The sequence below is a fragment of the Lactococcus sp. DD01 genome (genome assembly GCF_001578715.1).
In the GTDB taxonomy this organism is placed as follows: domain Bacteria; phylum Bacillota; class Bacilli; order Lactobacillales; family Streptococcaceae; genus Lactococcus; species Lactococcus petauri.
Genome location: NZ_KQ968939.1, coordinates 1018883 through 1030862, shown reverse-complemented (window position 1 = coordinate 1030862; position 11980 = coordinate 1018883). Strand labels below are relative to the sequence as shown.

The window sequence follows — 11980 nt, the reverse complement described above, 5'->3', positions numbered from 1 at the left end:
TAAGGAATATAGAAAAATATGGCAACTTATGATTGGAACGAACGTCACATTTTGACTTTCGACAAAAATATCGCTCTTTCAACAAACGATTTGCGGGTTTTCTATAATGGCACAAAAGAAGCAATTCATGGTGTCTCTATGCAATTTCCTAAAAATCAAGTGACGGCTTTAATTGGCCCTTCAGGTTCTGGTAAATCAACTTATCTCCGCGCGCTTAACCGTATGAATGATACGATTGATGGCGCACGAGTTACAGGTGAAATCATGTATGAAGGTGTCAATATCAGTGACCCTAAAGTCAATGTTTACGAAGTCCGTAAGCAAATCGGTATGGTTTTCCAAAGACCAAATCCTTTCCCAAAATCAATCTATGAAAATATCGCTTTTATCCATCGTCGTGAAGGCATAAAAGATAAGAAAAAATTAGATGAAATCGTGGAAACATCGCTTAAGCAAGCAGCTTTATGGGAGCAAGTCAAGGACAACTTGAACAAGTCAGCCTTGGCACTTTCTGGTGGTCAAGCACAGCGTTTATGTATTGCACGTGCCCTTTCGGTTAAACCGGAAATTATCTTAATGGATGAGCCAGCTTCAGCTTTGGATCCTATCTCTACAATGCAAATTGAAGAAACAATGACCGAACTTAAGAAAGACTATACGATCATTATCGTTACGCACAACATGCAACAAGCCAGTCGTGTTTCTGACTATACAGCATTCTTCTATTCAGGCGACTTAATTGAATACGATGAGACAAGCAAAATCTTCACACAGCCAAATCTTAAAGCGACAGAAGATTATGTTTCAGGACACTTTGGATAATCGAGAGGACAATATGACAAAAGAAGCAATTTTAACAGTCAGCGACCTTTCGCTGTATTATAGTAAGAAAAAAGCGCTCAATCAAATCAATATGGAATTCTATCCTAATGAGATTACAGCACTTATTGGCCCTTCTGGATGTGGAAAATCAACGCTTTTGCGTTCAATTAACCGCATGAACGATTTAATTCCAACAGTAACAATTACGGGCGCAATTATGTACAAAGGACATAACATCTACAGTCCAAAAGTGGATACCGTAGATCTTCGTAAAGAAATCGGCATGGTCTTTCAGCAACCAAATCCTTTTCCATTTTCGATTTATGAAAATGTTGTTTATGGTTTGCGTCTCAAAGGTGTAAAAGACAAAGCTTTGCTCGATGAGGTCGTTGAAAATTCACTTAAGGCTGCAAATATTTGGGATGAAGTAAAAGATATTCTTCATACTTCAGCGCTTGGGTTATCTGGCGGACAACAACAACGTGTGTGTATCGCACGTGTGCTTGCTGTCAATCCTAAAATCATCTTGCTTGATGAACCAACGTCAGCTCTAGATCCAATTTCGGCAGGGCATGTAGAAGAGACACTTTTAGAACTTAAAGAAGATTATACTTTGGCTATTGTTACGCACAGCATGCAACAGGCTTCACGTATCTCTGATCGTACTGCCTTCATGCTTAATGGTGACTTGGTTGAAATGGACAATACGAAAAAAATCTTCCTTAACCCTGAAAAACAGGAAACAGAAGATTATATTGCTGGTAAGTTTGGATAATATGGTATGATGTAAGGAGCACCTATTGCTCTGAGCTTAGTTAAGAGGAGAAAAAATGTTACGTACACAATTCGAAGAAGAACTCAATAAACTTCACAACCAATTTTATTCAATGGGAACACAAGTATCTGCACAATTGAATAAAGCAGTTCGTGCCTTTGTGAGTCATGATCGTGAGTTGGCAGAAGATGTCATTACAAGTGATGAAATGATTAACCAATTGGAAACAAAATTAGAAACAAAATCACTGGAAATGATTGCTTTACAACAACCAGTGTCAGGAGACTTACGTACGATTATCACAGTGCTTAAAGCCTCAAGTGACTTGGAACGTATGGGCGATCATGTAACTTCAATCGCTAAGGCGGCAATCAACCTTAAAGGTGAAGAGCGTATCCATGAAGTCGAAGAAGACATTTCCCTGTTAGGTGAAAAAGTGAAATCAGTCGTTGATGCTTCATTGAATGCTTATATTCAAGGCAATGATAAACGTGCGCGTGAAATCGCAGATCAATACCAAACGGTTAAAAATATGAGCGGTGAAATCCAAGAAAAAATCTTGGAAGCAATGAAAGAAAATACAGAAACAATCACGACAGGTAAAGATTACTTGATGACTCTTGTATTCTTGGAACGCATTACCGGCTATGCGGTTAACCTTTGTGAATGGATCGTTTACTTGAAATCTGGGAATATCGTTGAGTTGTAAAATAAAAAACTTGCATTTGCAAGTTTTTTTGTTTTATTTAATAACTTCTAAACCACCCATGTATGGACGAAGAACTTCAGGGACAGTTACTGAGCCGTCTTCGTTTTGATAGTTTTCAAGGATTGCAGCAACTGTACGGCCAACAGCAAGTCCAGAACCATTTAAAGTGTGAAGCAGGTTAACTTTGCCGTCTTCATCACGATAGCGGATTTGGGCGCGACGTGCTTGGAAATCTTCACAGTTTGAACAACTTGAAATTTCACGGTAAGTATTTTGGGCAGGGATCCAAACTTCCAAGTCATAAGTTTTAGCGGCAGAGAAGCCCATATCGCCTGTAGAAAGTGCGATTACACGATAAGCTAAACCGAGTTTTTGGAGAATGTTTTCGGCATTGACAACCATTTTTTCTAGTTCATTGTAAGATTCCTCAGGGCGTGCAAATTTGACCATCTCAACTTTATGGAATTGATGCAAACGAATCAAGCCACGTGTATCACGGCCAGCTGAACCAGCTTCAGAACGGAATGAAGGAGACATTGCTGTGAAGTAGATTGGGAGTTCAGCATTATCCAAGATTTCACCACGGTAGTAGTTAGTCAAAGGTACTTCAGCAGTAGGAATGAGCACAAAACCACGATCATCATTTACTTCAAAAGTATCTTCTTTGAATTTTGGATATTGACCTGTACCGAACATAGAATCTTGATTGACCATATAAGGCGTAATCATTTCAGTATAACCTTCTTTAGCATGTTCGTCCAACATAAAGTTATACAAGGCGCGCTCTAAACGCGCACCAGCGCCTTTATAAAAGAGGAAACGAGAACCGGTAACTTTACCGCCACGTTCCCAATCAAGGATACCAAGAGACTCTCCTAAGTCCCAATGAGGTTTAGGTTCAAAGCTGAATTCAGGCGTTTGACCATGACGACGAATTTCAACATTATCATCTTCATCAGCACCTACAGGCACATCATCATGTGGCAAGTTGGGAAGCGTTGTTGTGTAAGTGGTCAACTTTTCTTCAATATCAGCAAGTTCAGCATCAATAACTTTAATATCAGCAGAAACTTGTTTCATGGCAGTGATTTTTTCAGATGCATCGCCTTTTTCACGTTTAACCAACGCAATTTCATCAGATACGGCATTACGTTCTTTTTTTAAGTTCTCAGATTGTACGATCAGTTCACGACGGCGTACATCAAGTTCATGGAGTTCTTGCAGTGTTTCTTTTTTAACACCACGTGTTTCCAATTTTGCGGCTACTCCGTCAAAGTCTGCACGGATTTTTTTGATATCAAGCATAAAATCTCCTTTTAATATAAAATAAAAAGCCCTAACTCTCCATAAAGAAGAATTAGGGCGCTATAAGCACGGTTCCACCTAAATTTCCTATCATAAGGATAGGACTTTAGTTCCCTTATCGCGAGAAACACGTTCCTATTTTCATAGGATAAAATCAAACAAGAAGCAGAATGTTTAAAGAATCTTTACTTGTTTTCACCACCCACAAGCTCTCTCGAAAAAGATAGTCTCAAAACTGACTTCTAATGTCATTCTATCAGAAAATTTAAAACTTTGCAAGCGCCTCATAAATCATTAGTTCTTTAAATTCCTAAATGGTATTATAGAATAAAGGGGGTCCTATGTCGATCATTGGAGTAAAGATAGATAAGCAGTTTATAAAAGATTTAATTGTTCTTATTGTAGGAGTGGGTTTTTATATTTTATCGGTAAGACTTTTTGTTATTCCTAATTACTTAGCAAGTAATGGGATTGCAGGTTTTTCAGTATTTGTTGATTTTGTTTTTGGAATCAACCCAGCACTGACTTTCTTTGTAGTAAATATTCCCTTGTTTCTCTTTGGGTGGAAATTGTTGAGCCGAAGAGAGCTTTTGCTGAGTGTTCCTGGTGCAGCTGCGATGAGTTTATGGATGCTGGCTTATGAGGCGATGGGAATTAACGGTTTTCAATTTAATCAAATTATTTTCGCTGGTATTTCTGACGGTATTTTATCAGGAATAGGGGCAGGACTTGTTGTAGTATCCAACGGGACTTTTGGCGGTTCAATCCTCTTGAGTCGAATTATGGAAGATCGCTGGCAATTTACGATTGACCGTGTCTTGTTTGGTATTGATATCGTCGTTATGGCACTATCTTTAGCGACTTATCTGGCCTTTCCAAACTTTGCTGTCACTCTCTTGTCATGTTATATTTTCAGTAAAGTCACACGCTTTATTGGACGAAAGGACTACCGTGACAAGATTTTAGATCGTCTATATTTTAATTTATTTAGACGTGAACGAAACGGAACAGATACTTAATCTAGAAAATCATGGTGCATGTGCAGTATGTTTTTTTTTATAAAAAATAGCCCCCCGATGGAGGCTATTTCTTAATTCTTTTTACGGCGGAAGAGGCTAAAGAATTTATCAAAGAATCCTTTTTGACGGACGACTTTTTCATTTCCAATATATTGTCGGATGTATTTTAAGACAGTTCCAGACTCTTTGGCAGCAAAACGAACTTTTTGCTCATTACGAAAGACGATGATAAACTGACGTCCAATTTTTACTTTTCCGTTTTTGGAAACAGAAACATCACCTTCCACACGTTTAATAGAGGCCCAAGGGAATTGCATGTTCTTTTCAACATTAGTATCATTGAAAAACTCGAAAGCTCGGTCTCCAATCATAATTTTACCATATTCAGCAAAGCCAAGATAAGCAATACCAGCAGTGGTAAAGTCGACTTTAGTATTCAGTGATTGTGCCAATTTAGTGCTCCTAACGATATTATAATATATTTATTATAGCAAAAATAATCTTAATAAAAAATCGCCGCGAGTACACGACGATTTTGTTCTTGTTTTAAAATCTTATTAAGCAAGACCTGCAACGTGAAGTACGATACCAAGAACGAACATACCAATGATGATGAACAATGGTGCATTTTTGTTTTTCCATTTGCGCAAGATCCAAAGCACAAGGAAAGTCAAGAGCAATGCGATAAATCCAGGAATTAATGAATTGAACACGTCTTGAAGTGATTGTGTTTGTTCTGGGCTCAAGCCAAGACCAGATGATACTTGACCTAAGATGTTGTGCAATGTAGAACCGTCAACTGTGTTAAGTTGATCAACAGTTACGTAATGTGCGAAACCGTCTTGACCAGCAACACCGTTACCAACAACGTTACCTGCTTGGTCTAACCAATCAAACTTAGCAACACCGTCGCCTGTAGTACCTGTTTGGGCACCTTGAACAACGACTTTACCTGCTTTGTCGATCCATTCACCAACGTAAGCACCATCTGCCAAAGGTTTAGATGGGAGCATAGCGTTAGGACCAGTGAAGCTGATGTTAACCCAACGTTGGATCAATACACCAAGGATGAACATACCAAGGATAGATGCACCTTTAGTAATTTGTTGAAGCATTCCTCCACCGAGGTCGCTTGTAATTGCAGTACCTTGTTTGTAACCAAACTCTTGTGTATACCACAAGAAAGCGATACGGATTGCATTCCAAACAACGAAGAAGAAGATTGGAGCGATAATAGAACCACCAGTTGCAAGTGAGGCAGCGATGGCACCAACGATAGGACGTACTGTGAACCAGAAGACTGGGTCACCGATACCAGCGAGAGGTCCCATCATACCGACTTTCACACCTTGGATAGCTGCTTCATCGATTTCAACACCGTTAGCGATTTCTTCTTCAAGGGCCAATGTAACACCGACGATAGGTGCGGCTACATATGGGTGAGTATTGAAGAACTCCATGTGGCGTTTCAAAGCTTCTTTAGCTTCTTCAGAACCTGGTTTGTAGAACTGTTTCAATGCAGGGATGATTGAATAGAGGAAACCAAGGTTTTGCATACGTTCGTAGTTCCAAGAACCTTGAAGGAACATTGAACGGAACATAACGCTCAAACGTGTGTTTTTAGAAAGGCTAAACTTTTTATTTGTATTTTCCATTTTTATAAAATCTCCTTCCTAATTAATAATCGTTGAGAATATCGCCGATTGGGTCACCACTTGAAGAAGCAGTTCCACCGTTACCAGCAGTATTAGAAAGATTGAGGTAGATAAGAGCGATAACAACACCAAGGATACCCATACCAATCAAAGTGATTGAAGAAAGTGGTGCGAGTACAAATCCGAGGAAGAAGAATGGCCATAGCTCTTTAGTTGCCATGAGGTTGATAACCATTGCGTAACCAACAACAACAACCATACCACCACCAACAGCAAGACCTTTAGAAACCCAATCAGGAATTGAGTTCAAGGCAGCAGTTACTGTTTCAGCAGGGATAGCAAGGATGATTGCAGCAGGGATAGCAATACGCAAACCTTGAAGAAGGAGTGCGAACATGTGCCAACCAGCAACACCTGAGTAAGAACCTTTTTCAGCAGCAGCATCAGCTAAGTGAACGATACCAACTGAAAGGAAACGAACCAATGTAGTAAGTACGAGACCAGCAGTTGCCAACAAGATAGCGGCAGGTACGATAACACCAGTGATGTGTGTCAAGTCAAAGTTACCACCTTGAACCATCAAGATAGCAGAAGCGACAGAAGCAAGTGCAGCGTCAGGTGCGACAGCGGCACCAACGTTAGCCCAACCAAGGGCGATCATTTGCAATGAACCACCCAAGATGATCCCTGCAGCCATGTGACCAGTAGCGATACCGATCAATGAGCAGGCGATAATTGGTTGGTGAAATTGCCATTGGTCCAAGATACCTTCAAGTCCAGCTAAGAACGCGAAGATAAGAACTAAAATGATTGAAATAATACTCATTTTATAAATTTCTCCTAATAATATTTAATTTTACTTAACGTCTGCTTTGTTAATCAAAGCAAACAAGTCAGATTTAGAATCGTTAGGGACTTTACGAACGTCAAATTTAACGCCGAGATCACGTAACTTTTCAAAAGCGGCAACATCATCTTTGTTTACAGACAATACTGAGTTAAGCATTGTTTTACCTGTACTGTGTGCCATAGAACCCACGTTAAGTGTTTCTACAGGTACGCCACCTTCAATAGCAGCAAGTGCGTCTTGAGGAGTTTCAAACAAGAGAAGAGCTTTAGTTTCACCAAAACGTGGATCTTTAGCAACTTCAATCATTTTCTTGATAGGGACAACGTTGGCTTTAACACCTGGAGGTGCAGCTTGTGTGATAAGTGTTTTACGCATCTCATCTTTGGCAACAGCGTCAGAAACAACGATGATACGGTTTGCTTTTGAATCTGGAGTCCAAGCAGTAGCAACTTGACCGTGGAGAAGACGTGAGTCGATACGTGCAAGATTAATTTTAATCTTACCATCACCAACAACAGTACCTTCTGGGATAGCGGCAGCGTTTACGCCAGCTTCAGCTGGTGTAGCGCTTTCTTCAGCAGGATTAAGCTCTTCTGGCAATGCTTTGATACCAGCTTTAGCTTCCTTAATAATGTTTGCAGCAACTTGTTCAACACCAGCAGAAGCATCCATCATACGTTCTGTGTAGGCTTGAATAAGCATTGGCAAGTTGAGGCCTGTGATGATAGCTACCTTGCGTTCTGGATTGGCACCCATAACAGCACTTGCTTGGTTAAATGGAGAACCGCTCCACAAGTCAGCAAGGACAAGGACTTCATCTTCAGCATCAAATGTTGCGATAGCGGCTTCGATTTTGGCGCGTAAGTCGTCTGGTCCTTCGTTAGGCATGAAAGTAACAGCTTGTACTTTCTCTTGCTCACCGAAGATCATTGAACCAGATTGCTTGATGCCCGCAGCGAATTCACCGTGGCTCGCAATAACAATTCCGATACTCAATTGAGTAACCTCCTTATAAATTTTTATATAATATAATTATTACTGTCCTAGTATACTACAAATTGAAAACATTTGCAAAAATTTGTGAAACTGGTTTCATAAATCTGATTTTTTAATTTAAATAGCGAAAATAAAAACAACTTGTCAATCAAAAACAAGCTGTATATATAATGAAAATACCTAATTAAAAATCACGAAATAGTTAGATAAAGAAGTAATTTTATGGTAAAATAAATATCAGAGTTTAAGGTTTTAAGATTTGGTAATCTTTATCGCAGCTGTTGGGCAAGCCTTGGCTGCACTTATTATTTTATCATCAGAAATATATTCTTTTTCCAGTTTATCGGAATTATTAAATTTAACGATACCGTTATCATGGTAATCGAAGACATCTGGAGCATGTAAATAACAAAGGCCGCATGCAATACAATTTTCTGGTATTATGTTTACTTTCATACAATGATGATAATATAAAAAAATAAAAAAGGAAAGGAAAAAGATGTGGCAGAAAAAGAACCGTGGGATAAAGAAATCTATAAGGCCATGAAAGCAGATTCCGAAAAAAGTCGTTCGGGCAGCAAGCCAAGAAAAAAACACAATAACAAGTCATTAACTTCACGTGCTTTAACCTTTACTGTCGTGACGATGTTTTTACTGGTTGGTTTCATGATTGCCTTTATTCTTTGGAATAATCAAACGCAACATAGCGGTGGATTTGCTCAGGAAAATCCAGAAAAAACTGTAGAGCAAACCACGGAGCAACAAACAGAACAGACTACTGAAGAAGTGAAACCAGAAGAAAGTACTGTAGCTCCACCGCCAACCACTGAAGAATCTTCCACTGAAGAGGGTGGAACTTATGTTATTGTAGCTGGAGACGATCCAAGTAAGATATCAGCGAAGACAGGCGTTGCATGGTCTGTAATTGCCAGCCTTAATAATATCTCAGCAACAGGATACAATGCCGATGGTTCACCAATATCACCTGGGCAAGTATTAAAATTAAAATAATAAAAAGTATTCATATATAGGAAAGAAACATGATAAAGTTACAAATTGCTGTTGATGGTCCCGCCTCAAGCGGAAAATCAACTGTCGCTAAAATCGTTGCACAAAATCTTGGGATTATCTATTTAGATACAGGTGCGATGTACCGTGCTGCAACTTTGGTTGCCCTCCAAAACAAAACGGAGGATCCTCAAAAAATTATTGATGTGATCAAGAAAAAACCAATTTTCTTTAAAAATACGGCTGATGGACAACTTGTATTTTTAGGAACAGAGGATATTACTAAGATTATTCGTACAAACGAAGTAACACAGAATGTTTCAAAAATCTCTGCTTTAGCTCCAGTACGGGAATTTTTAGTTGCTGAGCAACAGCGCATTGCTGACGAAGGTGGCATTATCATGGATGGACGTGATATTGGTACGGTTGTCCTACCTCATGCAGATTTGAAGATTTTCCTCGTGGCTTCTGTGGATGAACGAGCAGAGCGACGTTATAAAGAAAATTTACAAAAAAATATTCCTACTGATTTGGAAAAACTCAAAGTGGAAATCGCCGAACGAGATCGTAAGGATAGTACACGAGCAGTTTCGCCTCTAAAACAAGCAGAGAATGCTATTTTACTAGATAGTACAGGAAAAACGATTGATCAAGTGGCAGGTTTCATCGAAGAAAAAGCACGAGAACTCTTGTAATCAATCAATTTTTAAAGGAACAAACGGAGTAAAGGTATTCCGTTTGTTTTTCTATAAATGAAGGAGGGCAACTTTGGAAATAAGAAGTATTGGGCGAAAAGACTATAGAGAAGTTGAGCAGTTAATTCGTCAATCATTTAGCAGGTCCGAACATGGTTATGGTAATGAAGCAGAGCTCGTGGAAAAGATTCGGACAGATTCTAGCTATGTCGATGGTTTAGAAGTTGTCGCCGCTGAAGGAGCAAAAATTATTGGTTATGGTTTACTAAGTGAAGTCAAGATTATCAACGATAAAGAAAGTTTTACAGGGCTGGTTCTTGCGCCATTAGCTGTTTTACCTTCTTGGCAAGGTAAAAAAGTGGGAGAAAATTTGCTGAAAGAGTTGGAAAAGCGTGCCGTTCAACAAGATTTCCCTTTTATAAGTATTCTGGGGCATCCCCAATATTATTCTCGTTTTGGCTATGTATCTGCTGAAAAATATAAGGTTACGGCACCATTTGACGTTCCAGCAGAAGCTTTTATGATTCGTCCTTTACAACCCAATGCACTAAAAAATATTTCGGGGTGTATCAAATATGCGCAAGCCTTTGATGTATAAACAGGGTGTGAGCAGCAGTAATAATATCAACTTCCACTTGATTTAAGCTATTTCTTTAAACTGGCTCACAATCTCCATTTATAAATTTTGTTATAATAAAGATAAAATTTTAAAAAAGGATTTCTATGCTTACTTATCTCCATGCTATTCAAATAGGTGTATTGCTCTTCTTTGTTTTTTTCTTGCTGAGCCTTATTCCTTATATGATTGTTCAATATCGTAAATATGGACGTGTTAACCCTTGGCGGTTTATTGTCAATTTTTCTTTTGTCCTTTATATAGTTTGTGCTTATGCGATGACTATTTTTCCTTTGCCTGATGTGGCACAGGTTGCACAGATGACAGGTCCTAAGCAAAATCTTGTTCCCTTTGAATTTGTACGTCAGTTCATCGCTTACAACCCGCTGGTACTTAACGAGCCTTCTACATGGCTAATGGCCTTGAAAGCACCAAGTTTCATCCAACCTTTTTTTAATCTTCTTTTGACGTTGCCATTTGGGATATATTTGCGTTACCTCTTTAAGCGTAATTTTTCGCAAACCTTAATGTGGAGTTTCATGCTCACCTTATCGTTTGAACTTTTACAGCGTTCGGCTCTTTTTGGTCTTTATCCTCGTCCTTATCGTCTTTTTGATGTTGATGATTTAATGATTAATACGCTAGGAAGTTTGCTTGGTTTTGGGATTGCTTGCCTACTTGTTAAGGTTTTACCAGATTTGGATGCCAAACAAGCCATTCCTGCTCAGATTGGGATGATACGTCGAAGTATTGCCTTTGGCGTAGATTTTGTTTTAGCAAATATTATTGCAAACATTGTACCTCATTTCTATATAGCAATGCTTATTACATTTGTGGGGATTCCAGTCATTTTTGGTGTCACTTTTGGCCAAAAACTTCTTAAGATAAGGATAGAAGGAAGTCGTTGGAAGATTTTAAGTCGACAACTCTTATCTTTCGTTAATTTTGGGATTATTGGTCTCTTGTCTTATTTCTTACAACGTTCAGGCTATATTCCACAAAAAGAATTGGGACAAAATTTCTTAATGGTAGTCCTTTCTTTCATTCTTCTTCTGTTACCTCTATTAGATATTCTCTTTGCCACACTTTCCCGTACACGAAAGCTGTGGTATGAACGCTTGAGTCAAACAGAGTTAAGTGCAAAAGAAATTTGAAATAAAAAAATGTTAGTAGGTCTAACGTTTTTTTTTACTAAAAAGATGATTATTTATAAACGATGCCCGACACCGCGGCCAAATAAACCCGAAGTGGATATTTTGTTATAAAATTCGGTTGTCATAGGCGTTAAATTATAGCGAAGAGCTAGTGGACGTAATTGAGCCTCTAATTGGGTTAAGGTTTCTTCAAGATTACCCTGACTTTCAATGCGATTTTTAGCTTCCAATATTAAAGTACGTTCCCACTCACGAATATGTTTACTCAAGATTAAATTATACATTTCGTTCAATATTTCAGTCTGATTTAACGGTTTTTTCATAGTTAAATTATAGCATGCAAGCCTTTTCGTTGTGCTATAATGTGCTTGGAGGA

15 protein-coding genes are annotated in these 11980 nt (G+C 38.7%); 8 read left to right on the top strand and 7 right to left on the bottom strand.

Going from position 1 to position 11980, the window contains the following annotated elements; all coding sequences use genetic code 11:
• Window positions 1-18 precede the first annotated feature (18 nt).
• Genes pstB (LACDD01_RS05025) through phoU form a run of 3 tightly spaced genes read left to right on the top strand, consistent with a single transcriptional unit; the run spans window position 19 to window position 2306 of the window.
• A complete protein-coding gene (pstB, locus tag LACDD01_RS05025) occupies window positions 19-822 on the top strand; it encodes a phosphate ABC transporter ATP-binding protein PstB (protein WP_014024392.1) in 804 nt (267 codons plus the stop codon).
• A 13-nt stretch (window positions 823-835) separates the two neighbouring features.
• Window positions 836-1597: a phosphate ABC transporter ATP-binding protein PstB gene (gene pstB / locus LACDD01_RS05020; protein ID WP_004258923.1), complete on the top strand. Its 762-nt coding sequence runs from the start codon at window positions 836-838 to the stop codon at window positions 1595-1597.
• A 55-nt stretch (window positions 1598-1652) separates the two neighbouring features.
• The gene (gene phoU, locus LACDD01_RS05015) at window positions 1653-2306 is read left to right on the top strand and encodes a phosphate signaling complex protein PhoU (RefSeq protein ID WP_003134981.1); all 654 of its coding nucleotides are present in this window, start codon (window positions 1653-1655) and stop codon (window positions 2304-2306) included.
• A gap of 33 nt (window positions 2307-2339) precedes the next feature.
• Here phoU and serS read toward each other — a convergent pair whose 3' ends face one another.
• The gene (serS, locus tag LACDD01_RS05010) at window positions 2340-3611 is read right to left on the bottom strand and encodes a serine--tRNA ligase (RefSeq protein WP_061413516.1); all 1272 of its coding nucleotides are present in this window, start codon (window positions 3609-3611) and stop codon (window positions 2340-2342) included.
• A gap of 341 nt (window positions 3612-3952) precedes the next feature.
• Here serS and LACDD01_RS05005 point away from each other — a divergent pair, with 341 nt between their 5' ends.
• Window positions 3953-4630, top strand: coding sequence for a YitT family protein (locus tag LACDD01_RS05005; protein WP_061413514.1), 678 nt, complete (start codon window positions 3953-3955; stop codon window positions 4628-4630).
• A gap of 71 nt (window positions 4631-4701) precedes the next feature.
• On the opposite strand, the gene LACDD01_RS05000 is transcribed toward LACDD01_RS05005, so the two are convergent.
• From LACDD01_RS05000 to LACDD01_RS11520, 5 genes are all read right to left on the bottom strand, one after another.
• Window positions 4702-5082: a DUF956 family protein gene (locus LACDD01_RS05000; protein ID WP_061413512.1), complete on the bottom strand. Its 381-nt coding sequence runs from the start codon at window positions 5080-5082 to the stop codon at window positions 4702-4704.
• A 105-nt stretch (window positions 5083-5187) separates the two neighbouring features.
• Window positions 5188-6285, bottom strand: a complete 1098-nt coding sequence (locus tag LACDD01_RS04995) for a PTS system mannose/fructose/sorbose family transporter subunit IID (RefSeq protein ID WP_017368922.1) — start codon at window positions 6283-6285, stop codon at window positions 5188-5190.
• Between the two features lie 22 nt (window positions 6286-6307).
• On the bottom strand, window positions 6308-7111 hold the full coding sequence (locus LACDD01_RS04990) for a mannose/fructose/sorbose family PTS transporter subunit IIC (protein ID WP_003134975.1): 804 nt from the start codon (window positions 7109-7111) through the stop codon (window positions 6308-6310).
• 30 nt (window positions 7112-7141) lie between these two features.
• Window positions 7142-8131, bottom strand: a complete 990-nt coding sequence (locus tag LACDD01_RS04985; RefSeq protein WP_017368923.1) for a mannose/fructose/sorbose PTS transporter subunit IIB — start codon at window positions 8129-8131, stop codon at window positions 7142-7144.
• Window positions 8132-8383: 252 nt separating this feature from the next.
• Window positions 8384-8587 carry a ferredoxin gene (locus LACDD01_RS11520; RefSeq protein WP_017368924.1) on the bottom strand — a complete coding sequence of 68 codons (204 nt, stop codon included), beginning with the start codon at window positions 8585-8587 and terminating at the stop codon, window positions 8384-8386.
• A 45-nt stretch (window positions 8588-8632) separates the two neighbouring features.
• Between LACDD01_RS11520 and LACDD01_RS04980 the strand changes: the two genes are divergently transcribed.
• From LACDD01_RS04980 to LACDD01_RS04965, 4 genes are all read left to right on the top strand, one after another.
• Entirely contained in the window at window positions 8633-9142 is a 510-nt protein-coding gene (locus tag LACDD01_RS04980; protein ID WP_004258888.1) for an SAG1386/EF1546 family surface-associated protein, read from the top strand.
• A 29-nt stretch (window positions 9143-9171) separates the two neighbouring features.
• Window positions 9172-9834, top strand: coding sequence for a (d)CMP kinase (gene cmk / locus LACDD01_RS04975; RefSeq protein WP_061413510.1), 663 nt, complete (start codon window positions 9172-9174; stop codon window positions 9832-9834).
• Between the two features lie 73 nt (window positions 9835-9907).
• Window positions 9908-10432, top strand: a complete 525-nt coding sequence (locus LACDD01_RS04970) for a GNAT family N-acetyltransferase (protein ID WP_061413507.1) — start codon at window positions 9908-9910, stop codon at window positions 10430-10432.
• Between the two features lie 125 nt (window positions 10433-10557).
• Window positions 10558-11604 (top strand): VanZ family protein, encoded by a 1047-nt coding sequence (locus tag LACDD01_RS04965; RefSeq protein ID WP_061413505.1) that lies wholly within the window; start codon window positions 10558-10560, stop codon window positions 11602-11604.
• 53 nt (window positions 11605-11657) lie between these two features.
• Here the strand turns inward: LACDD01_RS04965 and LACDD01_RS04960 are convergent, their stop codons facing one another.
• Window positions 11658-11927, bottom strand: a complete 270-nt coding sequence (locus LACDD01_RS04960; RefSeq protein WP_061413503.1) for a bacteriocin immunity family protein — start codon at window positions 11925-11927, stop codon at window positions 11658-11660.
• Between the last annotated feature and the right edge of the window lie 53 nt (window positions 11928-11980).

Bases quoted from the DNA above. Each gene is read 5' to 3' on its own strand.
- LACDD01_RS11520 (WP_017368924.1), bottom strand. From the start codon at position 8,587: ATGAAAGTAAACATAATACCAGAAAATTGTATTGCATGCGGCCTTTGT.
- LACDD01_RS04990 (WP_003134975.1), bottom strand. From the start codon at position 7,111: ATGAGTATTATTTCAATCATTTTAGTTCTTATCTTCGCGTTCTTAGCT.
- pstB (WP_014024392.1), top strand. From the start codon at position 19: ATGGCAACTTATGATTGGAACGAACGTCACATTTTGACTTTCGACAAA.
- LACDD01_RS04965 (WP_061413505.1), top strand. From the start codon at position 10,558: ATGCTTACTTATCTCCATGCTATTCAAATAGGTGTATTGCTCTTCTTT.
- LACDD01_RS05005 (WP_061413514.1), top strand. From the start codon at position 3,953: ATGTCGATCATTGGAGTAAAGATAGATAAGCAGTTTATAAAAGATTTA.
- phoU (WP_003134981.1), top strand. From the start codon at position 1,653: ATGTTACGTACACAATTCGAAGAAGAACTCAATAAACTTCACAACCAA.
- cmk (WP_061413510.1), top strand. From the start codon at position 9,172: ATGATAAAGTTACAAATTGCTGTTGATGGTCCCGCCTCAAGCGGAAAA.
- LACDD01_RS04960 (WP_061413503.1), bottom strand. From the start codon at position 11,927: ATGAAAAAACCGTTAAATCAGACTGAAATATTGAACGAAATGTATAAT.
- serS (WP_061413516.1), bottom strand. From the start codon at position 3,611: ATGCTTGATATCAAAAAAATCCGTGCAGACTTTGACGGAGTAGCCGCA.
- pstB (WP_004258923.1), top strand. From the start codon at position 836: ATGACAAAAGAAGCAATTTTAACAGTCAGCGACCTTTCGCTGTATTAT.
- LACDD01_RS04995 (WP_017368922.1), bottom strand. From the start codon at position 6,285: ATGGAAAATACAAATAAAAAGTTTAGCCTTTCTAAAAACACACGTTTG.